The sequence below is a fragment of the Eubacterium sp. AF19-12LB genome (assembly GCF_003479125.1).
In the GTDB taxonomy this organism is placed as follows: Bacteria; Bacillota; Clostridia; order Lachnospirales; family Lachnospiraceae; genus Eubacterium_U; species Eubacterium_U album.
The window spans coordinates 166,104-189,641 of the sequence record NZ_QUGP01000005.1 but is presented as its reverse complement, the minus strand read 5'-3'; the positions used below and the strand labels follow the sequence as shown (position 1 = coordinate 189,641).

Below are 23,538 nucleotides of genomic sequence, written 5' to 3'. Positions count from 1 at the left end.
AGAGTGATTAGAAAGGTGATAAATTGAAAGCATTAATAGAAAAATTAGCAATTGGAAATGTAGATTATGAAGTGCCTAAGGCACAGATTTCCCATAATAGCTTTGATATGGTGTTAGCAAAAGGGGAGATAGCCTACGGCTCATTTAACATCCGCTCTGAATCAAATATGAATATAAAAGGAGTGGTATATTCTTCAGATTATCATTTGAAACTAAAAAATGATCAGTTTTTAGGAAAAGACAATACAATCAGATTTGAGGCGAATACTGAACATCTTTATCCGGGAGACGATGTGTCAGGTAAAATAGACATAGTATCAAATGCCGGAGAGTTTTCTGTTAATTTTAATATTCATGTGAAGGAAGAAAATATAGAATCTTCAATGGGCCCAATAAATAATCTTGAGGATTTTACAAAATTAGTTCAGTATTCTCATGAGGAAGCTATTAAATTGTTTATGTCAAGAGAATTTAAACACAACATTATCGGACAGGATGTTTATACAAGAGCCTTGTACAATGAATTGATGAAAAATTATAACAAAGAGATAGCAATGGAAGAATTCCTTGTTAAAAAAGGCCTTAAAGAACCTGTTACAATCAGTATTGTAGATAATGAAAAGACATACGAAGATATAAAGGAATCTTATGCAGACTCTCTTAAAATTACAAAGAGTGGTTGGGGATATGTAGACATAAAAGTTGAAATTAATGGTGAAATACTTCATAACTGCAAAAATGAAATAAATCTGGACAATTTTATTGGAAACACCTGCGAATATGAATATTTGATAAATCCATTCAAATTACACAGGGGCAGTAATTATGCAGAAATTGTGTTAAAGACAGTTAATCAGACCTTAACATATAAAATTCATGTTAACAATCCTACAGAAGATATATCTAAATATATCGAAAATAAAAAGGATATTATTGATGTGATGAGATTATATATGAATTTCCGTACCGGAAAGATAAACTCATTAGATTGGAAAAAGTCAACAGAGGACATTGCAGAGAAAAGATTACATTATAACAATGAAGATATAATGGCATTGTTGATAAAAACTCAACTTACAATATTAGATGGTGAAGAAGAACAGATTACTTCATATCTTATGCAATTGTCAAAATTAGTATCAGTAAGTAAGACAAATAACAAACTTAAGAGTGTTGAAGCATATTGCTATTATTTATATTTGAAAACGATATATAAGCAAAATGCTACTTACACAGAAGAAGTTCGAAAAGAAATAAAGAACTATTATGAAAATGGTTATGATTCATGGAAGTTATTGTGGATGTTAATGTACATGGATGACAGATATGACCAAAATCCAAGTCTTAAATATACTTTAGTAAAAGATCAGTTTAATAAAGGATGTACAAGTCCTGTGATGTTGTATGAAGCGGCAAAAATAATTTCAAAGCAACCGGAACTATTAAGGGTTATAAATAAATTTGAATTATTACTTTTGAGATTCATAAATAAATATGATATGTACAATGACAATTTAAATAAGCAGATAGTTACTTTGTTTGAAAAAGAAAAACAATTTGACAAAATAAAATTTGAAATATTGGCTGATTTATATGAAAAGACAGAAGATGTGAAAGTACTGGAAGGAATTTGCCAGATGCTTGTAAGCGGAGACAAAAAGAAACAGTTCTATTTTAAATGGTATGATGCCGGAGTTAAACATGATGTCAAAGTAACAAAACTTTACGAGTATTATATGTACACAATTGATACAACAAAAATGTTTAAATTATATCCACAGATATACAAATACTTTGCGTTTACAACGGAAACGTTAGCCTATAATAAAGCATATTTATATCAGAATATAATTAAATATTTTGACCAGGCAAGTGAGATGTATAAAAAATACAAAGCCGGATTAGAAAAATATGTAGAAGAAGAGATTATTAATAAGCATATTGATAATAATCTTATTGAATTGTACAAAAAAATGCTCACACCACATTTTGTTAACAACAGAATGACAAAATCATTACCTAGTATATTAAATGCATGGAGAATAACTGTTGATAATCCCAATATTACAGAAGTTATAATATACCATAAAGAATTAGACGAACCTCAGCAGGTTCACCTTAATGGAGGAGAGGCTTTTGTTGAAATATATACAGACAACCCTGTAATAATATTTGTGGACAAAGATAGAAACAAATACGTAAATATAGAATATACATGCAGGAAAATTTTAAGAAATGTTAAGATTTCTGAGGTAGATAATGGAAGCATCTACTTAAAGTTAGCAAAGATAGAAAAAAACATAAAAAAATCAGCAAATGTTGATATTTTACAGATGTTAAAGGATATGCTTAATGTTGAAAATATAAGAGGAACATATAGAAAATATCTTTTAAATGAAATTGTTTCTTACTATTATAAGAATTCTTATTTAGATGAGTATGATGATTATGTAATGGAAATGAATATGAACGAGTTAGATAAAGACTCCAGAAATAAAATAATGTCAATACTTATTGCAAATAAGAAATATAAGAGTGTATATCCGTATATATTAGAATATGGTCCGGAAAGATTAAGCGATGAAAGTGTTGAAGAATTTTGTACAGGAATAATTAAAGAAACAGAGTTTGAAGAAGATGCTTTTATACTTGAAATGTGTGTGAAATTATTTAGGATGAATAAGGTTACAAGAGTAATTCTTGCTTATCTTGGAAGATTTTTCCTTGGAACAAACGAAGAAATGTTTATGTTATATGAGGAAATTAATAAAAAGAACATAATTGAAAACACATTGACGGAAAGACTACTTGTTCAGTGCATTTTTGAAGGGGATGTAAGTGAAAGAATTCATGGAATATTTAATAAATATGTACAGAATCCTTCATATGCAACAATTAGAAAAGCGTTTTACACATATGTTTCATATAATTATTTTGTTAAAAATATTCCTTGTCCGGATTCAACATGGGATATAATGCAGCAGGATATTAAGGATGGAACGGAAGTGACAGTTATTTCAAAAATCGGATATTTGTCACATGTGATTGAAAGTGAGCATGTAACACAGGAACAGATTGAAACATCAAAGAAACTGATGAGTCAGTTAGCTAAAAAGAATATTGTATTTGAATTTTATAAGAAGTTTAATAAATGGTTTGCAGTTCCATACAATATAGTGGATAAAACCATAATTGACTATCGTACAAATCCAAAGAATAAAGTATACATTACTTATAAGATAAAATCCATAACAGGCGAAACAAAGGAAAAAACTGAAGAAATGCGTAGTGTTTATTCAGGAATATTTACAAAAGATGTAATTATGTTCTTTGGAGAAGAAATAGAATATTATTTTGAAGAAATATCTGAAACTGACAGTATTGAGACAAAGAAATATACAATGAAAATAAATCAGAAAGATATTTTTAATGATGAAGGAAGATTTGGAATGCTTAACGGCATGATGATTTGCAAAGAACTTCACAGAGACAAGGATGCAAGAGAACTTATGGAAACATATGAACTTCATACGGATGCATCAGAACAGTTATTTAAGTTACTATAGGCAGGAGGAATAACAATGAATAATAAAGCACTTATTCTTGGAATAGATTTTTCAAGTGATTTTTCTCAGTTGGCATTTTTGAATGATGCAGGGGAGCCTGAATCAATTAGCGTTGGACAGGATAAGCATTTTCTTGTACCTACAGTTATGTTTTTTAATGATGAATTAAAAGAATGGTCAGTAGGCGAAGAGGCAATTAACAGAAGCCAGAGAGAAAGTGGAAAAGTTGTTACAAACCTACCGGAAGCATTGTTTTATGATGAGTTAAAAGACCAGAATAGAGCAATGATGAAAGCATATATAGCTTATTTTGTAAAATTAGCGGCAAATTACACAAACGGGAAGATAATTAAAAGCATTGTAATGACAGTAGATAATTTGACAGTGGAAATAATGGAATGCTTTTATGAAACTATAGAAGCTTTAGGATATAAGAAAGAAAATACAAAAATATTAAGCCATTCAGAAAGTTTTATCTACTATGTGTTAAACCAGCATAAAGATGTGTGGGTAAATAATGTTTTAATGTTGGATTTTTCACAGCAGGGGCTTGTTTATAGAAGACTTAGCATAAGACATACAAGAGAAGCACATATAGCAGATGTAGAAACGAAAAAATTAGATGATGTTTTAACATTTGATAATATTAAAACAGATATTGATGAGGCTGACAAAATTCTTGAAGATTTTATGGACGAAGAATTGAATGAACACGTTATTTCAGCAGTATATTTTTCAGGTGAAGGTTTTTATAGTGGAGACTGGAAAAATACACTTAAAAAAACATGTAACAACCGACGTGTATTTAAAGGAAATAACCTGATAGTAAAAGGTGCAGTTTATGGTGCAAAAGAATTGTTTTATATTTCAAATTTTAGTGATTATATCATATCCTGTAAGGGAAGAACTAAGGTAAATGTTTCTATGGAAGTAAACCATCAGGGAAGCGAGAAACAGCTTGTGCTTTCAAAAATAGGAACTAACTGGTACGAAGCAGGTGCTGTTGCAGAATGTATTTTGGATAAACCGACAATAGCAAAATTCACAATACAGTCACCTATTACAAAAGAATCAGAAAACTTTTACATTGATTTACAGGATTTCCCGGCAAGAAAAAATAAGACAGTAAGAATCCGGATAAAATTTGCATATGTAAATGAAAATAAGTTTGCAATAGAGATAAAAGATATCGGGTTTGGAGAATTCTATGAAAGCTCAGGAAAAGTAGTTAGAGAGGAAGTGACAGTATGAGTGACATCACAATGTGCACATTGCACTCAGAAAAACCTTATTATATAACTGAAATTAATAAAAATATATATTCGATAGAAGAATTAAATTATTATCTTTATAATTATCTTTATTTAGTGGATGAAGAATTTTTTAGTGAAAGTCTGATTGATTATATTGAAAATGAATTAAAGCAGACAACAATAGCAACAGGGCTAAGACAGGCATTAAATAAAAATGGTAATCTAGGCGAAATGATTGCATTTGTAATAAAAAATTCAGGATATTACACACAAAAGGAAGCAGATGATTTAGAAAGACATTTAGTAATGCTTAATTCAAAAACATCTGCCGAAAGAATAAAGGCTAAGGCAGACATATTACTTGATAATCATAAATATAATATGGCAATTTCTTTTTATCAGAGCATTATAAATAAGGGAACAAATAGTGAATTATCAGAAACTTTTTATGGAAGTGTTTATAATAATTTAGGAGTTGCCTATACAAGACTGTTTGAGTACGATGAGGCTTTAGTGGCATTTAGAAATGCATATAGATTAAATAGTGCTGCAGAATCATTAGAGTCAATAATATTGTGTGACCTTATGTCAGGTAATGCTACTAATTTGAAAAACGATGTTGAAAAATACAAAGTAAGTGATCAGGTAGTTAACAGACTTAGAACAGAAATCATACAGCTTAAGGCTCATATTCATGTAAATTGGAACGACACAATTGAGAAAGATTATATTAGCCGACGTAAGAGAGAATATATTGTAGAAATAAATAGTTAAGAAATTGTGAAGGTTTAGCTTAGGCAGTTGACAAATAACTTTTTAATTATTATGATAAAAAACAGAAAAAAATAAATGCTATGATGAAGAGGAGTATCTTGTAACTGCTTAACAGAGAGTAGGTTGTTGGTGGAAGACCTATAAGTAAGTGCGAGGGAAGGTAGCTTTGGAGCAGCATCAGTGAACAGTTAAAAACTATCAGTAGCTGATGACGATTCGTCCCCGTTAAGGATATGATAAGTAAAACAAAAGGTGGTACCGCGGATATTCGCCCTTTTAGGAAAATGTCTGTGGATTTAAACATACAAAAGAGACAGCATTTTAAATCTGTCTTTTTCCGTTCATAAGGATGATAATTTGCAGACTGGATTACAAATTATTTTAAAGGAGTACACAATGAAGGAATTAGAAAAGAACTATAATCCTGCCGATATTGAAGACAGATTATATGAAAAATGGCAGGAAAAGAAATACTTTCATGCAGAAGTAGACAGAAGTAAGAAACCATTTACAATCGTTATGCCACCACCAAATATTACAGGGCAGCTTCATATGGGACATGCCCTTGATAACACAATGCAGGATATACTTACACGTTTTAAGAGAATGCAGGGATATGAAGCATTATGGCTTCCTGGAACTGACCATGCATCAATTGCAACAGAAGCTAAGATTGTTGAAAAGATGCGCGAAGAAGGAATTACAAAGGAAGATTTAGGAAGAGAAAAATTCTTAGACAGAGCATGGCAGTGGAAAGCACAGTATGGTGGACGTATTGTTTCACAGCTTAAGAAAATTGGTTCATCATGTGACTGGGACAGAGAAAGATTTACAATGGATGAAGGCTGTTCAAAGGCTGTAAAAGAAGTATTTGTAAATTTATATAATAAGGGACAGATTTACCGTGGTGAAAGAATCATTAACTGGTGTCCACATTGTCTTACTTCTATTTCAGATGCAGAAGTAGAATATGAAGATCAGGCAGGAAAATTCTGGCATTTAAGATATCCTTTAACAGATGGTTCAGGATATATTCAGCTTGCTACAACAAGACCTGAAACATTACTTGGTGATACAGCAGTAGCAGTTAATCCAAATGATGACAGATATAAGCATTTAGTAGGAAAGACTCTTACACTTCCTTTAGTTGGAAGAGAGATTCCTATTGTAGCAGATGATTATGTAGGTATTGACTTTGGTACAGGTGTTGTTAAGATTACACCGGCACATGATCCTAATGACTTTGAAGTAGGCCTTAGACACAATCTTCCTGTAATTAATGTCTTAACAGATGATGCTAAGATTGTTGATGATTATCCAAAATACGCAGGTATGGACAGATATGAAGCAAGAAAAGCAATTGTTGAAGATTTGGATAAAGAAGGATATCTTGTTAAGATTGAAGATCATGAACATAATGTAGGTACATGTTACAGATGCCATACTACAATTGAACCAAGAGTATCAAAACAGTGGTTTGTTAAGATGGAAGAAATTGCAAAACCTGCAATTGAAGCAGTTAAGAATGGAGATACAAAGTTTGTACCACCTCATTTTGACAAAACTTATTACCATTGGTTAGAAAATATTCGTGACTGGTGTATTTCACGTCAGTTATGGTGGGGTCATAGAATTCCTGCATTTTATTGCGATGACTGTGGAGAAATGGTTGTAACAAAGGATAACCATGCAGTATGTCCTAAGTGTGGTAAAGAAATGAGGCAGGACCCTGATACACTTGATACATGGTTCTCATCAGCATTATGGCCTTTTTCAACACTCGGATGGCCTGATAATACAGAAGAGATGGATTATTTCTATCCTACAAATGTTCTTGTAACAGGATATGATATTATTTTCTTCTGGGTAATCAGAATGATGTTCTCAGGGCTTGAACATACAGGAAAAGTTCCATTTGATACAGTACTTATTCACGGCCTTGTAAGAGATTCACAGGGACGTAAGATGAGTAAGTCTCTTGGAAACGGAATTGACCCGCTTGAAGTAATTGATAAATATGGTGCAGATGCTCTTAGATTTACATTAATTACAGGTAATGCTCCCGGAAATGATATGCGTTTCTATTGGGAAAGAGTAGAGGCAAGCAGAAACTTTGCTAACAAAGTATGGAATGCTTCAAGATTTATTATGATGAACATGCCTGAAGAAGGTATTGATTTAAATAATAAACCTGAACAGCTTACAGATGCTGATAAGTGGATTTTATCTAAGTTAAATACATTAGTAAAAGACGTAACAGATAACATGGAAAAATACGAACTTGGTATTGCTGCAGATAAGATTTACGAATTTATCTGGGAAGAATTCTGTGACTGGTATATTGAAATGGTTAAACCTAGACTATACAGTGAAACAGATGACACAAGATATGCAGCACTTTGGACATTAAAGAAAGTGTTAATTGATGCATTAAAGATGCTTCATCCATATATGCCATTTGTAACAGAAGAAATATTCTGTACAATTCAAGATGAAGAAGAATCAATTATGATTTCATCATGGCCTGTATACACAGAAGAATATGCTTTCGCTAATGAAGAAAATGCAGTAGAATTAATTAAAGAAGCAGTTCGTGGTATTAGAAATACAAGAGCTGAAATGAATGTTAAACCAAGCAAGAAAGCAAAAGTATTTGTTGTATCAGATGATGAAGTTACAAGAAATATATTTGAAAATGGTAAAGTATTCTTTGCAACACTTGGTCATGCAAGTGAAGTAATTATTCAGGCTGATAAGACAGGCATTGATGATGATGCCGTATCAGTAGTTCTTCACAAAGCAATTGTATATATGCCATTTGCAGAATTAGTTGATATTGCAAAAGAAATAGAACGTCTTGAAAAAGAAGTAAAAAGATTAAATAAGGAATTAGCAAGAGTTAATGGAATGCTTGCAAATCCTAACTTCGTAAGTAAGGCACCTGAAAAGAAGATTAATGAAGAAAAAGAAAAACAGGCTAAATATCAGGAAATGATGAAGCAGGTTCAGTCACAGTTAGAAAACTTAAAGAAATAATTGTGGCAGGTTTGATTACAGTTTATGGTGGTATAAATTTATATTCACCAATAAACTGTATCAGGTTAAAAAGGAGGAATCAGAATGATTAATTTTGATGAAGAAATTAAGAAATTTCATCCAAGTCTTGAAATTGAAGAAGCTGAAGATGCCATATACAATAACGATGTGTCAGATATAACTGATATTATGATTGAAATGGTAAATGGATTAAAAGGAACTAATAACCAGTAAGTCGTTTTAGCCATATAACATATGTGTATGGCTTAGACTGAGGGCAACATAGATGGAGAAATAATATGATATGCTTTAACTGTGGTAATGTCCTTACAAATAGTGATTATTGCAGTCATTGTGGTATGGATGTCAGCATATATAAAAAGATTGTGAAGTTGTCAAACACTTATTACAACATGGGGCTTACAAAGGCACTTAACAGAGATTTGTCAGGTGCAGCAGATGCCTTAAGAAGAAGTGTAAAATTAAACAAAAGAAATACTGATGCAAGAAACCTTTTAGGCCTTGTTTATTTTGAAATGGGTGAAACAGTTCAGGCTTTTTCGGAATGGGTAATGAGCATGAACCTTCAGCCGGACAACAATGCAGCAGATAAATATATGGCGGCAATTCAGGCCGATAAGGGCAAAATTGATGAATTAAACCATACAATTAAGAAATTTAATATTGCATTAGAATATGCAAAAGATGGAACAGATGATATGGCTATTATTCAGCTGAAGAAGGTTTTGAATCAGAATCCAAACCTTATAAAAGGATATCAGTTGTTAGCCGTACTTTACATGAAACATGGTGAGTACGAAAGAGCCAGAAAAGCAACAAAGAAAGCTTTAAAGATTGATAAGTGTAATCCACTTTGTGTAAGATACTTAAGGGAAATTACAAATTATTTAGAAGATGAAAAGAAAAATAATCCTGAACGTAGAAGAAAACGTAGAATGGATCTTCGTGGAACTATGATAGACAGACCATATTTAAGTGGTGATGATGTTATAATTCCAAAGAATAATTTTAAAGAAGCAACTTCAAGTGCTCAGAGTATAATTCATATAGTTATGGGTGTTTTGTTAGGTGCAGCTTTGGTATTTTTCATTGTAACACCGGCAAGAGTATCAACTGTTAGTGATCAGATATCACAGGTAAAAGTTGATTACAATCAAAAAATTGCAATTAAGGATTCTTCTATTTCAGAGTTACAAAAGAGTGTAGATACTTTAACAGCTGAAAAGGAAGATTTGGCAGCAAGGCTTGGTGAATATACAGATACAGACAATACTTTAAGTAAGAATTATACTCAGTTATTATCAGCGGTTGCAAGTTACTTAAAGAGCGATTATGATGCCAGTGCTAAAAGTATTTTAAAGGTTGATACATCTTTGGAAATGAACTCATCAGCATTTACTGAAGTATATAATACTTTGAACAGTAAGATTGCATCAAGAGTAGCAGAAACAAGTTATGATGCCGGAATGGAAGCATTAAATAAAAAAGATTATTCTGCCGCCATTACTAATTTCCTTAAGGCAATAGAAGCAGATTCTAATAATGATGATGCTTATTACTATTTAGCATGGTCATATAAAAATAACGGTGATGAAAAGAATGCTAAAAAATATTTCAAGGAGATAGTGGACAAATTCCCTAACTCTAAGAATTACACAACAGCAAAGACTCAGGCAGGAGTTGATGATACTACAACATCAAGTGATGAAACTACAACTTCTGAAGAATAAGAGTACAATTAAATATAAGAATATAAGATACAAAAGAAAAAGCTATTGCGATAAATGCAATGGCTTTTTCTTTTGTTGTATAAAAATAATTTTCAAATGGAGGTTTTATGGAAGTTTTATATGAAATAAGAGGTGAAAATTTAATTGTATTTTTGCCGGAGGAATTAGACCATCACAATTCAAGAATGATAATGGAACAGTGCGATTGGTATATATTAGCTAATCAGTTAAAAAATGTAATATTTAATTTTAAAAGAACCACGTTTATGGATAGTTCAGGAATAGGGGTCATTTTAGGCAGATACAAACTTGTAAAGAAGGCATGTGGGGAAATTACCGTGTTAAATATAAATGATACAATAGATAGAATTTTTTCTATTTCAGGACTATATAAAATTTGCAAAAAATCAGAAGCTTCAAGTCTGACTGTAAATATTTAGGAGGAGACAAATGGTAAAGAAAATATTTGAAAATAATATGAAGTTAGAAATGGATAGCGTGTCTGAGAATGAGTCTTTAGCAAGAATGGGTGTAGCCTCCTTTTTAACAAAAATTGACCCTACTTTAGAGGAGATAAATGATATAAAAACAGCTGTTTCTGAGGCAGTTACGAATTCAATAATACATGGATATAGAGATAAAAAAGGAATCGTAGAAATTAAATGCCATTTAAGGGAAATAATAATTGAAAAAGAAGATGAAATTTTACATATATCGTTAATAACAATCATTGTAAGAGATGATGGAACAGGAATAGATGATATAGAAAAAGCAATGGAGCCTATGTATACATCTAAACCGGAGAATGACCGTGCCGGAATGGGATTTGCATTTATGCAATTATTTATGGATACGGTAGACGTGTGGTCTAAGCCGTACATAGGAACAAGCGTGACAATGACAAAAGAACTAAAAAGAATTGAAAAGAAGGGAAATAATGGATGCAATAACGCTGATTAAACAGGCTCATGCAGGTGATAAGATGGCTAGGGATAAATTAATTCTTGAAAATACAGGACTTATATGGAGCATTGTAAAAAGATTTACAAATAGAGGATATGAGGCAGAGGATTTATTTCAGATAGGATGCATCGGGTTAATTAAATCAGTAGATAACTTTGATATGCAATACGATGTTAAGTTTTCTACATATGCAGTACCTATGATAGCCGGTGAAATAAAAAGGTTCTTAAGAGATGACGGACTTATAAAAGTAAGCAGGGCGTTAAAAGAACTGGCGTATAAAGCATATCAGGAAAATGAAAGAATTAAAAATGAGCTTGGAAGGGATGCAACTATAAGTGAACTTGCTAGTAAGTTGGAAGTGAGTGAGGAAGAAATATCGATGGCAATAGATTCGTCAATGGAAGTTGAATCACTGCATCAGACAATATACCAAAATGATGGAAATGAAATATATTTAATGGATAAATTAAAAAATGAGGAAGGCTGCGAAGAGGAAGCAATAAATAAAGTAATGATTTCACAAATATTAAATGAAATGACAGACAACGAGCGCCGATTAATAAAAATGCGATATTTTTCAAATATGTCACAAAAAGATGTAGGAGAGCAACTGGGAATATCACAAGTTCAGGTATCGAGGCTGGAGAAAAGAATTTTAACGAAAGCAAGGCTGGAGAGGCAAAGCTAGAAGCATTTACCAAGCTAACTAAAATTTTATTAGATAGTAAAAGGTATGAAGATTTAGATAGGGCTACTAAAGATATTGAATATCAGAAGAAATTAATGAAAGATTATAATATTACAGATTAATGAAAAAAGTATAATGTTGTAAAATGATGAAAGGCAGATGAATGATATTCCTTAAGAATAAAAAGGAATAAGAATCCATCTGCTTTTTTTACTAATGAAGCCATAGGCTGGAAAGAAATTGGATAATCGAAGCTTTTGAGAAACTAATCTAGTTGAGGTTAAGTTAGGAGTGTACTAAAAAAAATTCGATTATCCTTATTTTTAAACCATAATTTTTTAGTATTAATTATTAAAAAATAATAAAATTACAAAAAATGTACATAATAAGTGTTAATCAAGTGAAAGGCAGAAAATGTAATGAGTGATACAGTTTATATAAAAATGGACAGAAGTGTGGAAGTAACTCATGAGAAGGTGACAATAGGGGATATAGCAAAAATAGAATCTAAAAATAAGAATATAGTTAATAATATAAAACCAATAAAAATATTAGCAGATAAGCCTGAATTAGGTAACAGATATGTTATTTCGATTATGAAAATAATAGAAATAATAGATGAAAAATTTCAGAATGTTGATATATCAAATATAGGAGAAACAGATTGTATTGTAGAATTTAAAAAATCAAATACTTCATGTAAATCATTAGAAATATTAAAGACAGGTATTATATGTATTTTATTATTTTTCGGAGCAGGATTTTCTATTATGTCATTCAATAATGACGTGTCTATAGACCAAATGTTTTTGCAGATAAGTGGACAGATTAGCGAAGATACAGTTGGTGGAGCAAAAATTTTAGAACTTACTTATGCCATAGGTTTGGCAGTGGGAATAACAGTATTTTACAATCATTTTGGACCAAAGAAAATTACTAAAGATCCAACTCCAATAGAAACAGAAATGAGAAAATATGAAAATGAAATAAATGATGCACTAGTTGATGGGCATAACAGAGAAGATGGAAAACTGGATTTAAAATAAAGTCCTGAAAATAAAATGTAGAATATGGAGAAATTCATGAGTATTGTACAAATAATAATTTTATCAATAATAGGACTTGCAGGTGGTGGAATAATAGCAGCGGGAGTTTTTGCACTTATAACGACTACAGGCGTAATGACAAGATTTGCTGAAAAGACACATACTGCAAAATATGTAAGACAATATGAAAATGCAGTTGCTTTTGGTGCAATTCTATTTAATATATTCTGGGTGTTTGAACTAAATTATGAGGGAATGAAACTAGGAAATCAATTATTAGCATTAATAGGTTTGTGTCATGGGATATTCGTAGGATGTTTGGCAATTTCTCTGGCCGAGGCGTTAAATGCGACAGCTATATTTGCAAGAAGAATGAAGTTAGCAGTAGGATTGAGCTTTATTGTGTTAAGTGTGGCTCTAGGAAAAGGAGTTGGAGCTTTAATTTATTTTTTTAGTATGAATTAAAGCTGATGGAACGTAAATTAGTCTGATATATTACAGTAGTAGAACGACGTAATTAAAATAAATTGTAGATGGAGAAGAAAAATGAGTGGAGACAAAACAGTAAATGTAAATGATGAGAAAGAGTTTAAAAATAATAGCAGTGACAAATGTGTTGGGAATGAAAATATAACAAAAGAAGAGTATAATCAATATGTTGAAAATATAACACCTTCATTTCCATTATGGAAAAATATGCTAAAAGCGTTTATTACAGGTGGATTAATTTGTCTTATGGGGCAGGTTTGGATTGAATTATTTAAATACTTTGGAATGGACAAAGAACAGGCAGTCAATTGGACAACGGTTGTATTGATAGCGGAAAGTGTAATATTAACAGGTCTCAATATTTATCCTAAGATTGGAAAATTTGGTGGAGCAGGTGCGTTAGTGCCGATTACTGGATTTGCAAATGGTGTGGCATCATCGGCAACAGAATTCGGTGCAGAGGGTCAGGTCTTTGGTATTGGATGTAAAATATTTACTATAGCAGGACCGGTTATTCTATACGGAATTTTTAGCAGCTGGGTATTAGGAATCATATATTGGATTATTAATTTAGTATGGTGATAATAATAAAAGTAATTGAGTCAAAAATAGAGAACAGTTGAAATAAAGAAAATAAGCGTTTAGATTTTAACTGATAATAAAATAAAAATGATATATTATAGAATAAAAAGACATTTTACAAGACATTTTTTAGGTAAATTGTGTTACAATAAAACTAGTAATCAGAAGAAAAATAAAGATAGAAAATATAGAATGAGTTGAGAGTTAATTTCTTATTTTAATAGTATAAACAGAATAAGAAATTAACTTGAAAAATACAAAGTAATGACGATAAATGTGATTAATGAAATAAAAAAAATAATTAACAATATTTTTAAGGATATAAAAAAGTATTATCCGCTTATAAGTTGCGTGATAATTTACATTTTTATCACATCTTTGATATTTAATGATATATGTCCAAGTAAGATATTATTTAAAATATCATGTCCGGGATGTGGACTTACCAGAGGCAGTATTTCACTTCTTACAGGGCATTTTAAAGCTGCAATGCATTATAATGCAGCAGCTGTCATTTGGGATATTGGAATTGCAATGATGTTTGTGCAAAGATATATACTTGAAAAGAAATATAAATATATGGATTATTATTGGATTGTATGTTGCGGACTAACCATAGTGTATTACATCATTAGAATGATTTACTATACACCTGCAGGTTTTCCGATTTAATATTTAAATTTACAGGAGGTTACATAATGGAATTAAAAGGATCAAAGACAGAAGAAAATTTATTAGCAGCATTTGCAGGAGAATCAGAGGCAAGAAATAAGTATACTTATTATGCTTCAAAAGCAAGAAAAGAAGGATATGTTCAGATTGCCAATATTTTTGAAGAAACTGCAGCAAATGAAAAAGAGCATGCAAAAATATGGTTTAAATTATTAAAAGGTGGAATTGGAACTACTGCAGAAAATTTAGCAGATGCAGCAGCAGGTGAAAACTACGAATGGACCGATATGTATGCAACATTTGCAAAAGAAGCCAGAGAAGAAGGATTTGACGAAATAGCAACTTTATTTGAAGGCGTTGCAGCAATTGAAAAAGAACATGAAGAAAGATACAAGAAATTGTTGGAAAATGTTGAAAAAGGTTTAGTATTTTCAAAAGATGGTGATACAATCTGGCAGTGTAGCAATTGTGGACATATATGTATTGGAAAACAGGCTCCTGAAGTTTGTCCTGTATGTGCACACCCACAGTCATATTTCCAGGTAAAAGCTGAAAATTATTAAATAAAAATAATTAAAAGACTCTCCGAAAACAAAAATTTTAAAGTGAACATAAGAAAAGCATTTTGGAATTTTTATTTAGGAGAGTTTTATTTTCGCTCCGGAATATTTTTCTGTAATAAAAAAGAAAGTAAATCTTAAGAATTTACATAAATTTTACTTAATCTTATATTGATATAATATGATAGCAAAATCAAAAGGTATAATCCAACATGAGTTTGATTATAAGTGGGTGAAAAAACTCGGAACACCGACATCAGATATTAGAGTTATAAATAAATTGTAATAATTAGGAGCGACAACAATGTATAAAATGAGTAACGGAAACTTAAATATCAAAAATAAATTTCAAAGAGATAAAAAACAGTTAATAGCAGATGTAATATTATGGATTATAATGTGCATAATTTATATTGCCTTTTGGAAGCAGAATTTAATGTATCTTAGACATAGATTTATTCCATCAAGGATTGTTATTATTACATTTCTTTTTATTGTAGGAAGTATAGGAATATTAATCAAAGACAAAATCCCACAAAAATATAATACAATAGTCTCATTTCTATTTGTAATTTTATCGGTTCCTTATAATTTTGTTATGTTAGAATATACATCACATCATAGAATATTGGATTTCTCGATAAATAAGATAATGGCTAATCTGATAATTATATCAATAATAGTATTAATAATATTTGCTATTACAAATAGCTTTAAGGGGACAATAATTGGAATAAACATAATATCAGTTGTATTTGGTCTGGTTTACTATTATGTAATAAAATTCAGAGGTACAGCGGTTTTGGCAGTTGATATTTTTTCAGCAACAACAGCAGCAAATGTGGCTGGAAATTATAATTACAGAATGAGTTACAGATGTTATTTGTTTGTGATATTAACATATGTATTAAGCATTTATGTTTTAAAATTAGACAGGCATAATTTATTTAACGGAAAGAAAAGACTTATTTCAGTAGGAATAGCAATCTTAGCAGTTGTTTGTGGTTTCTCTTTATTTATACAGAGTAGCAGATTTGATAATTCATTAAAAATTAAAATGTTTAAACCACAGGAAAGTTACAGAAAATATGGGGATTATCTGACCTTTACACATAGTATCAGATACATAAAGGGGCATAAACCGGAAGGATATTCTGAAGATAAGGTTGAACAGATTTCAGCACAATATCCCGGAATAAAAGGCAATGGTAAAAAGCCTAATATTATAATGATTATGAATGAAGCACTTGCAGATTTTTCATCAATATCAGATATCGAAACAAATGAAGATTATATGCCATTTATACATGGATTAACTGAAAATACAGTAAAAGGTGATTTGTTTGTTTCTATATTTGGAGGTGGAACATCAAAAACAGAGTATGAAGCGCTTACTTCAAATAGTATGGCATTTATGCCAAAAGGTTCAACTCCATATGTGACTTATATAAACAGAAAAACATCCTCTTTAGCTACAAATTTAAGAGCACAAGGCTATGGTGGAATGGTGGCCATGCATCCGTATAAGGGAAGTGGATATAAGCGAAACAAAGTATATCCTCTTTTGGGATTTGATAAATTTTATGATTTACCGGAATTTAATAACGCTAAAGTTATAAGAAATCATGTTTCTGATGAAGGAAATTTTGATAAAATAATTAAAGTATACGAGCAAAATAGAAAAAAGGATAAAAAACCATTTTTCTTATTTGATGTGACAATGCAAAATCACAGTAGTTATGATAGAAAATGGGACAATTTATCCGATGACATATCAACTATTAAAGATTATGGTGATGATGTAAATATTTATCTTAATCTGGTGAAAGCATCAGATGACGCTTTTAAAAAATTAGTTGAATATTTTTCAAATGTAGATGAACCTACAATGATTATAATGTTTGGTGACCATCAGCCAAAGCTAAATAATCATTTTTATGAAAATGTTGAAAAAGGATTTTCATTAGGTGATGAATATAAAATGTTTGAAAAGTATAATACTCCATTTGTAATATGGGCAAATTACGATATAGAGGAACAAACGGATGTAAAGATAAGTGCAAATTATATGGGAACAATGATAGATGAGATTGCAGGAAATTCTATGAGCGGATATCAACAGATGGTAAACGAAATCAGAAAAGATATTCCAATAATTACTGCCGGAGGATATATAGGAGCTGACGGAAAATATTATCACACATTTGATAAATCTTCGCCATATTATGATAAAATAATGGACTATTGTTATTCTGAATACAATAATGTATTTGATAAGAAACATTTGGTAGATGAGTTTTTCAAAATAAATGATAATAAATAAAATGCATCGAAAAATATAAAAGTATATTGAATATTATTTATGTTAATACTTTGAAATCAAATATAGAATTTTTATAAAGTGGATTGTAATATGAAAGATACCTTCATGTATATTATTTTACTTTCAGGTAAAAAATAAACATGGAGGTGTTTTTTATGTATGATGTAGTAATTATTGGTGGAGGACCGGCAGGACTTTCGGCAGCTCTTTACTTGGCAAGAGCTAAGGTTAAGGCGGTATTATTGGAAAAATCAGGCTATGGAGGACAAATTGCCCTTACGCAAAAAGTAAAGAATTATCCCGGAATTTATGAAATATCAGGAAAAGATTTGGCAGACAGTATTCATGAACAGGGAGAAAGATATGGAGGAGAATTTTCTTTTGAAGTTGCCAAAGAAATAATTGATGAAAATGATAAGAAAATTGTTATTACTGATAAGAGAAAAATAGAATGTAGGGCAATAATTATAGCTACAGGCGCAGCACCCAAAAAGGCAGGTTTTGAGGGCGAAGAAGAGTTTATAGGAAAAGGAGTATCTTATTGTGCAACATGCGATGGAAGATTTTTTGAGAAAAAAGAAGTATTTGTTGTAGGAGCAGGATATTCTGCATGTCAGGAAAGTATATTTTTAGCACAATTTGCATCAAAAGTTAATTTGATAGTAAGAAAAAATGAACTTTCCTGTAGTGGAGCAATTGTTAAAGAATTGAATGACAATTCTAAAATACAGGTATTCTATAATTCTAAAATAGAAAAAGTATCAGGAAATGATTTTGTACAGAGAGTTGGAATAATTAAAAGTGAAGCGGAATACAATGAAGAAACTATAGGAGATATAGAATACGAAAACAATAATAAAAATACAAAGGAATTTGAAGATAACGAAGGTTATGGTGTATTTGTTTTTGTGGGTTATGAACCTGAAAGTAAAATTGCTCCTAAAAGTGTTAAGCGTGATGAAAATAACTATATTTATGTCGATGATGATAAAAAAACGTCAGTTAATGGTATATACGCAGTAGGTGATGTTACACATAAAAAAATACGGCAGATCATTACATCTGCAAGTGATGGAGTAGTAGCAGCAAAAATAATTGAAACCATTTTATTGAAATTTTATTAAAATAATGAAAAATTTAGTAAAATAAGTTTACAAAATGAATTTTATGTACTAGAATACATAGAATGCAAAAGTACAAAGGCTAAAACTAATAGAATACAAGATATAAGAAAAATCAACTGCTTAGCAGAAATTGATGTATTAGGAGAGAAAACTTAATGGAAAGAAAAATGTTAGTGTTAGATATTGATGGAACACTTACAAACAGTAAGAAGGAAATTACATCTAAGACAAAGGAAGCAATAATTAAGTTGCAGAAAAATGGACACATAGTTGTTATAGCATCGGGAAGACCAACAGCAGGAATAATAGATATAGCAGACGAATTAGAACTTGATGTTTATGGTGGATTTGTATTATCTTACAATGGAGCTAAGATAACAAGCTGGAGAACAAATGAAGTTGTATACCAGCAGGTATTGCCGGCAAAATATATTAGAATATTATATGACTTTGCAAAAGAAAATAATGTTGGATTAGTTACTTATGAAGATGAATGTGTAGTTACAGGAACACGTCATGATAAATATATGGAGCATGAAGCTAAGATTAATGGTATAAGAATTAAAGACGTAGCTCCATTCCCTGACTATGTAAACTTTAATGTAAATAAATGCCTTATGACAGCAGAACCTGAAAAAGCATTGGAAGTAGAAAATAAGCTTAATGAAATGTATGGAAATGAATTGAGTATATATCGTTCAGAACCGTTTTTCGTTGAGATAATGCCACAGAATGTAGATAAAGCAGCAACTTTAGATGTTCTTGTAAATATGTTAGGACTTAATAAAGAGAATACAATATGCTGTGGTGATGGATTCAATGATTTATCAATGATTAAGTATGCGGGAATTGGTGTTGCAATGGAAAATGCACAGGAAATTGTAAAAGAAAGTGCAGATTACGTTACCAAATCAAATGACGATGATGGAATTGTACATGTAATTGAAAAGTTTATTTTCAATGAAAAGAAGGCAGTATAATTATTAAATTTAGTTTATAAACAGAAAAAACGACTTTATATTGAAGTTTTTAAAGCTTACAAATAAAGTCGTTTTTTTTATAAATAGTAAATCGCATTTAATTAAAATTAGTCGATATTAATTTGTCATTCTCTTTACTTTGTCAAATTCATCGTAAATTTCCTGCTCAGGTTCAGGAGTAAGTAAACTTACAACAACAATGAATAGTGAGGCGATAATAAATGCAGGTAATAATTCGTAAATATTCCATGAACCACCGATAGGTCTAACAAGAAATTTCCATACAAATACCATAATTCCACCTGAAATCATTCCGGCAATAGCACCATATTTATTTGAACGCTTCCAGAATAATGAGAATAAAACAACAGGACCAAATGTTGCACCAAATCCCGCCCATGCAAATGAAACAATCTGAAATACAGAACTGTTAGGATTACTTGCAAGGAAAACTGCAATTATTGAGATTGCAATAACTGAAATACGGGCAACAATAATGTTTGCTTTTGCAGATAATTTAATATTAAATACACCACCAATAAGATTTTCAGTAACACTTGATGAAGCAGCAAGTAACTGTGAATCAGATGTTGACATTGTTGATGCAAGTATTCCGGCAAGAATCAATCCTGCAACTATTGCAAATAAAAGTCCGTTATTGCTTAAATGGTGAGCAATCTGTACGATAATTGTTTCAGCTTCTGAGGAAGAACCAAAACTTGGAACAATTCCATTTATAGACATGCTGTATCCTATTATACCAATTGATACTGCAATAGCCATTGAAATAACAACCCAGATTGTTGCAATTCTTCTTGATAAAGTAAGTTTTCTTGAATCTTCAATAGCCATAAATCTCAATAAGATATGAGGCATACCAAAATATCCTAATCCCCAGGCAAGAGTAGATGCAATTGACAAGAATCCATAATTTGTTGCTGAATTTGTTGTTGCATCATATAAATGAGTTAAACTTAAATATCCTGATAAATCTTTTACATTTGAATATACAACATCCATTCCACCTACAGAATTAACTCCATAGAAAAGGACGATTGCAAGTGCTATGGACATAATAATACTCTGGATTAAGTCAGTTGTACTTGCAGCTAAGAAACCACCAAGTGAAGTGTAAGCTACAATAACGATAGCACTAAAAATCATGGCTGTCATATAATCAATTCCGAATAAACGGTTAAATAATTTTCCACAGGCAGCAAAACCTGAAGCTGTATATGGAACAAAGAAAATAATTATAATAGTTGCGGAAATAAATTTTAAAATATTTGAATTATCTCTGTATCTGTTTGCAAAGAAGTCAGGTAAAGTAATAGAATTCCTTGAAACATATGAGTAATGTCTGATTCTTTTGGCAACAATTAACCAGTTAACATATGTACCTATTGCAAGTCCGGCAGCTGTCCAAAAAGCATCAGCTACGCCTGTAAAGTAAGCAACTCCGGGCAATCCCATAAGTAACCAGCTGCTCATGTCAGAAGCTTCGGCACTCATTGCTGTAACAAAAGGACCAAGCTTTCTACCCCCAAGATAAAAGTCATGTGTTGTTCGGCTCTTTTTTGTATAGTAAAAACCTATACAAATCATTCCTATCATATAGCCAATAATGGCAATAAGAATGCCAATTTCAGATGTAGTCATTTTTCCTCCTTACTGTTCAAAATTAGAACCACACGAATTAGACTAATATTCGTGCAAAAATAAATTTACTATAATTTGGTTTATTTCATTTGTTATTCGCTAGAAAATCAGAAATCTTAAGTAAAGTATAATCGTAAATTTTCATAAGCAATAAAAATGCCGTAAATAAACGCATATATTCTACTATTTTATGAAAAAAATAAGAAATTATCAACAAAAATCTACAAATAAGCAATTTTATAAACAAAATAAAGTGAATAATAAAATATTACAATGCAAATACTAATTATAGAAAAATTAATGAAATCGGGAGGAAATCAATATTATGGGAGAAATGATAGGAAAGCAAAGTGTTAAATTTGCGGAAGCCCCATATATTTTTGAGGGAGCATCTGTAGTTGGACCTAAAGAAGGAGAAGGCCCACTTGGAAAATTATTTGATGTGATTGAGCAGGATCCAATGCTTGGAAGTAAAAGCTGGGAAGAAGCAGAAAGTTTACTGCAAAAAGAAACCGTGCAAAAACTGTTGTTAAAATCAGGATTAAAAAAAGAGGATATAAGATATATTTTTGCAGGTGATTTGTTAGGACAGTTAATAGCAACCACATTTGGAATAATGGATTATGAAATCCCATTTATGGGACTATATGGTGCATGTTCAACTATGGGCGAAGGATTAAGTCTGGCAGCAATGATGGTTGCAGCAGGTTATGGAGAAAATGTAATAGCCATGGCGTCAAGTCATTTTGGAAGCGCAGAGAGACAATTTAGATTTCCATTAGAATATGGAAATCAAAGACCATTTTCGGCAACATGGACTGTTACAGGGTGTGGAGCGGCAATAGTTACAAAAAGAAAAGGATTTGCAAGAATTACAGGAGTAACAACGGGAAAGATAATTGACTATGGAGTGAAGGATGCCCAGAATATGGGGGCATGTATGGCTCCGGCAGCAGCAGATGTTATTTATAATCATTTAAATGATTTTGGAACCGCTCCTGATGATTATGACAAAATAATAACAGGTGATTTAGGATATGTAGGGCAGGCGATACTAATTGATTTGCTGAAACGAAAGGGAATAGATATTTCGAAAGTGCATATGGATTGTGGAATTGAAATGTTTGATAAAGAAAATCAGGATACTCATTCAGGAGGAAGTGGATGCGGATGTTCTGCGACAGTACTTACAAGTTATGTATTTAAACAACTGAAGAAAAAAGCGTGGAAGAAAATTTTATTTATCCCAACGGGTGCTTTGATGTCACCTATAAGCTTTAATCAGGGAAAGTCTGTTCCGGGAATTGCTCATCTTGTAGTGATTGAAAGTGTGTAATGATTTAGAAAATGAAATTGTAAAACGAAAATTAGGTTAGAAAGTGAGAAAAAATGATATTTTTAAAAAGTTTTTTAATAGGCGGAATAATTTGTGCATTAGTTCAGATTTTACTGGATAAAACAAAATTGTTACCGGGAAGGGTTATGGTTTTATTAGTAGTTTTAGGTACTATACTTGGTTTCTTTGGTTTATATCAGCCTTTAATTGATTGGGCAGGAGCAGGGGCAAGTGTACCTCTTATTGGATTTGGAAATAACTTATGGAAGGGAATGGCAGAACATATAGACAAGGATGGACTAATTGGAATATTTGAAGGAGGATTTACCGCAAGTGCCATTGGTATATCGGCAGCATTAATATTGAGCTATGTTGGTTCATGGTTCTTTAAATCAAAAATGCAATAGAAATAAATATATTTATGATTTATTTAATGTATAAAAAACATAAAATAAATGTTTATTTTATAAAGAAAAATGTTAATAAATTAACAAACAGACTGATAAAATGAGGTGCTGACTACATTAAAAAAAGTCAATACTTTTGATTATTAAGTCTAAACGTTGAAAATAAAGGATAGAACTTAATTTGTGTTTAAAATTATCAATCATTACTTAATTTATTAAATAAAGAACAGAAGAATAGTTGAAAAAATAAAGTCTATATAATATAATTGTAGTCATGTGAATGGCATCGGAAGATAAATTTTGACGCATTTACAAGGATTAAGTAA

The 23,538-nt window shown here is 31.0% G+C and carries 20 protein-coding genes and 1 other annotated feature; of the genes, 19 read left to right on the top strand and 1 reads right to left on the bottom strand.

Annotated elements, in window-relative coordinates:
• Positions 1 to 23 precede the first annotated feature (23 nt).
• The 17 genes from DWX29_RS06835 to DWX29_RS06760 all read left to right on the top strand — a co-directional run bounded on the left by DWX29_RS06835 (position 24) and on the right by DWX29_RS06760 (position 19,810).
• On the top strand, positions 24 to 3,566 hold the full coding sequence (locus DWX29_RS06835) for a DUF5717 family protein (protein WP_117910372.1): 3,543 nt from the start codon (positions 24 to 26) through the stop codon (positions 3,564 to 3,566).
• A 15-nt stretch (positions 3,567 to 3,581) separates the two neighbouring features.
• Entirely contained in the window at positions 3,582 to 4,817 is a 1,236-nt protein-coding gene (locus tag DWX29_RS06830; RefSeq protein WP_118565471.1) for a DUF5716 family protein, read from the top strand.
• Complete coding sequence (locus DWX29_RS06825) at positions 4,814 to 5,593, top strand: tetratricopeptide repeat protein (RefSeq protein ID WP_022088313.1); 780 nt, start codon at positions 4,814 to 4,816, stop codon at positions 5,591 to 5,593. Before DWX29_RS06830 ends, DWX29_RS06825 begins: the two co-directional genes overlap by 4 nt.
• A gap of 71 nt (positions 5,594 to 5,664) precedes the next feature.
• Positions 5,665 to 5,872 (top strand) — a binding site (T-box leader).
• A 117-nt stretch (positions 5,873 to 5,989) separates the two neighbouring features.
• The gene (locus DWX29_RS06820) at positions 5,990 to 8,629 is read left to right on the top strand and encodes a valine--tRNA ligase (protein ID WP_118565470.1); all 2,640 of its coding nucleotides are present in this window, start codon (positions 5,990 to 5,992) and stop codon (positions 8,627 to 8,629) included.
• A gap of 84 nt (positions 8,630 to 8,713) precedes the next feature.
• Positions 8,714 to 8,863, top strand: coding sequence for a hypothetical protein (locus tag DWX29_RS12785; RefSeq protein ID WP_022088315.1), 150 nt, complete (start codon positions 8,714 to 8,716; stop codon positions 8,861 to 8,863).
• Positions 8,864 to 8,928: 65 nt separating this feature from the next.
• Positions 8,929 to 10,380 carry a tetratricopeptide repeat protein gene (locus DWX29_RS06815; protein WP_117909689.1) on the top strand — a complete coding sequence of 484 codons (1,452 nt, stop codon included), beginning with the start codon at positions 8,929 to 8,931 and terminating at the stop codon, positions 10,378 to 10,380.
• A 107-nt stretch (positions 10,381 to 10,487) separates the two neighbouring features.
• Positions 10,488 to 10,820 carry an anti-sigma factor antagonist gene (locus DWX29_RS06810; protein ID WP_022088317.1) on the top strand — a complete coding sequence of 111 codons (333 nt, stop codon included), beginning with the start codon at positions 10,488 to 10,490 and terminating at the stop codon, positions 10,818 to 10,820.
• Positions 10,821 to 10,830: 10 nt separating this feature from the next.
• Entirely contained in the window at positions 10,831 to 11,340 is a 510-nt protein-coding gene (gene spoIIAB / locus DWX29_RS06805) for an anti-sigma F factor (RefSeq protein WP_199663679.1), read from the top strand.
• A complete protein-coding gene (locus DWX29_RS06800; protein WP_117909688.1) occupies positions 11,318 to 12,034 on the top strand; it encodes a SigF/SigG family RNA polymerase sporulation sigma factor in 717 nt (238 codons plus the stop codon). Before spoIIAB ends, DWX29_RS06800 begins: the two co-directional genes overlap by 23 nt.
• Positions 12,035 to 12,453: 419 nt before the next feature.
• Positions 12,454 to 13,080 (top strand): stage V sporulation protein AA, encoded by a 627-nt coding sequence (locus DWX29_RS06795; RefSeq protein WP_118565469.1) that lies wholly within the window; start codon positions 12,454 to 12,456, stop codon positions 13,078 to 13,080.
• 36 nt (positions 13,081 to 13,116) lie between these two features.
• Positions 13,117 to 13,545, top strand: coding sequence for a stage V sporulation protein AB (locus tag DWX29_RS06790; RefSeq protein WP_158562653.1), 429 nt, complete (start codon positions 13,117 to 13,119; stop codon positions 13,543 to 13,545).
• Between the two features lie 81 nt (positions 13,546 to 13,626).
• Complete coding sequence (locus DWX29_RS06785; protein ID WP_022088322.1) at positions 13,627 to 14,151, top strand: SpoVA/SpoVAEb family sporulation membrane protein; 525 nt, start codon at positions 13,627 to 13,629, stop codon at positions 14,149 to 14,151.
• A 276-nt stretch (positions 14,152 to 14,427) separates the two neighbouring features.
• Positions 14,428 to 14,823: a DUF2752 domain-containing protein gene (locus tag DWX29_RS06780; protein ID WP_158574515.1), complete on the top strand. Its 396-nt coding sequence runs from the start codon at positions 14,428 to 14,430 to the stop codon at positions 14,821 to 14,823.
• 23 nt (positions 14,824 to 14,846) lie between these two features.
• On the top strand, positions 14,847 to 15,386 hold the full coding sequence (rbr, locus tag DWX29_RS06775; protein WP_118565468.1) for a rubrerythrin: 540 nt from the start codon (positions 14,847 to 14,849) through the stop codon (positions 15,384 to 15,386).
• A 301-nt stretch (positions 15,387 to 15,687) separates the two neighbouring features.
• A complete protein-coding gene (locus DWX29_RS06770) occupies positions 15,688 to 17,706 on the top strand; it encodes an LTA synthase family protein (protein WP_118565467.1) in 2,019 nt (672 codons plus the stop codon).
• A 155-nt stretch (positions 17,707 to 17,861) separates the two neighbouring features.
• Positions 17,862 to 18,830 carry an FAD-dependent oxidoreductase gene (locus DWX29_RS06765; RefSeq protein WP_158574514.1) on the top strand — a complete coding sequence of 323 codons (969 nt, stop codon included), beginning with the start codon at positions 17,862 to 17,864 and terminating at the stop codon, positions 18,828 to 18,830.
• 155 nt (positions 18,831 to 18,985) lie between these two features.
• Positions 18,986 to 19,810 carry a Cof-type HAD-IIB family hydrolase gene (locus tag DWX29_RS06760; protein ID WP_022088327.1) on the top strand — a complete coding sequence of 275 codons (825 nt, stop codon included), beginning with the start codon at positions 18,986 to 18,988 and terminating at the stop codon, positions 19,808 to 19,810.
• Between the two features lie 117 nt (positions 19,811 to 19,927).
• On the opposite strand, the gene putP is transcribed toward DWX29_RS06760, so the two are convergent.
• Complete coding sequence (putP, locus tag DWX29_RS06755) at positions 19,928 to 21,469, bottom strand: sodium/proline symporter PutP (RefSeq protein ID WP_118565465.1); 1,542 nt, start codon at positions 21,467 to 21,469, stop codon at positions 19,928 to 19,930.
• Between the two features lie 325 nt (positions 21,470 to 21,794).
• Between putP and spoVAD the strand changes: the two genes are divergently transcribed.
• On the top strand, positions 21,795 to 22,805 hold the full coding sequence (gene spoVAD / locus DWX29_RS06750; protein ID WP_022088329.1) for a stage V sporulation protein AD: 1,011 nt from the start codon (positions 21,795 to 21,797) through the stop codon (positions 22,803 to 22,805).
• A 53-nt stretch (positions 22,806 to 22,858) separates the two neighbouring features.
• A complete protein-coding gene (locus tag DWX29_RS06745; RefSeq protein ID WP_022088330.1) occupies positions 22,859 to 23,212 on the top strand; it encodes a SpoVA/SpoVAEb family sporulation membrane protein in 354 nt (117 codons plus the stop codon).
• The last annotated feature ends 326 nt before the right edge of the window (positions 23,213 to 23,538 follow it).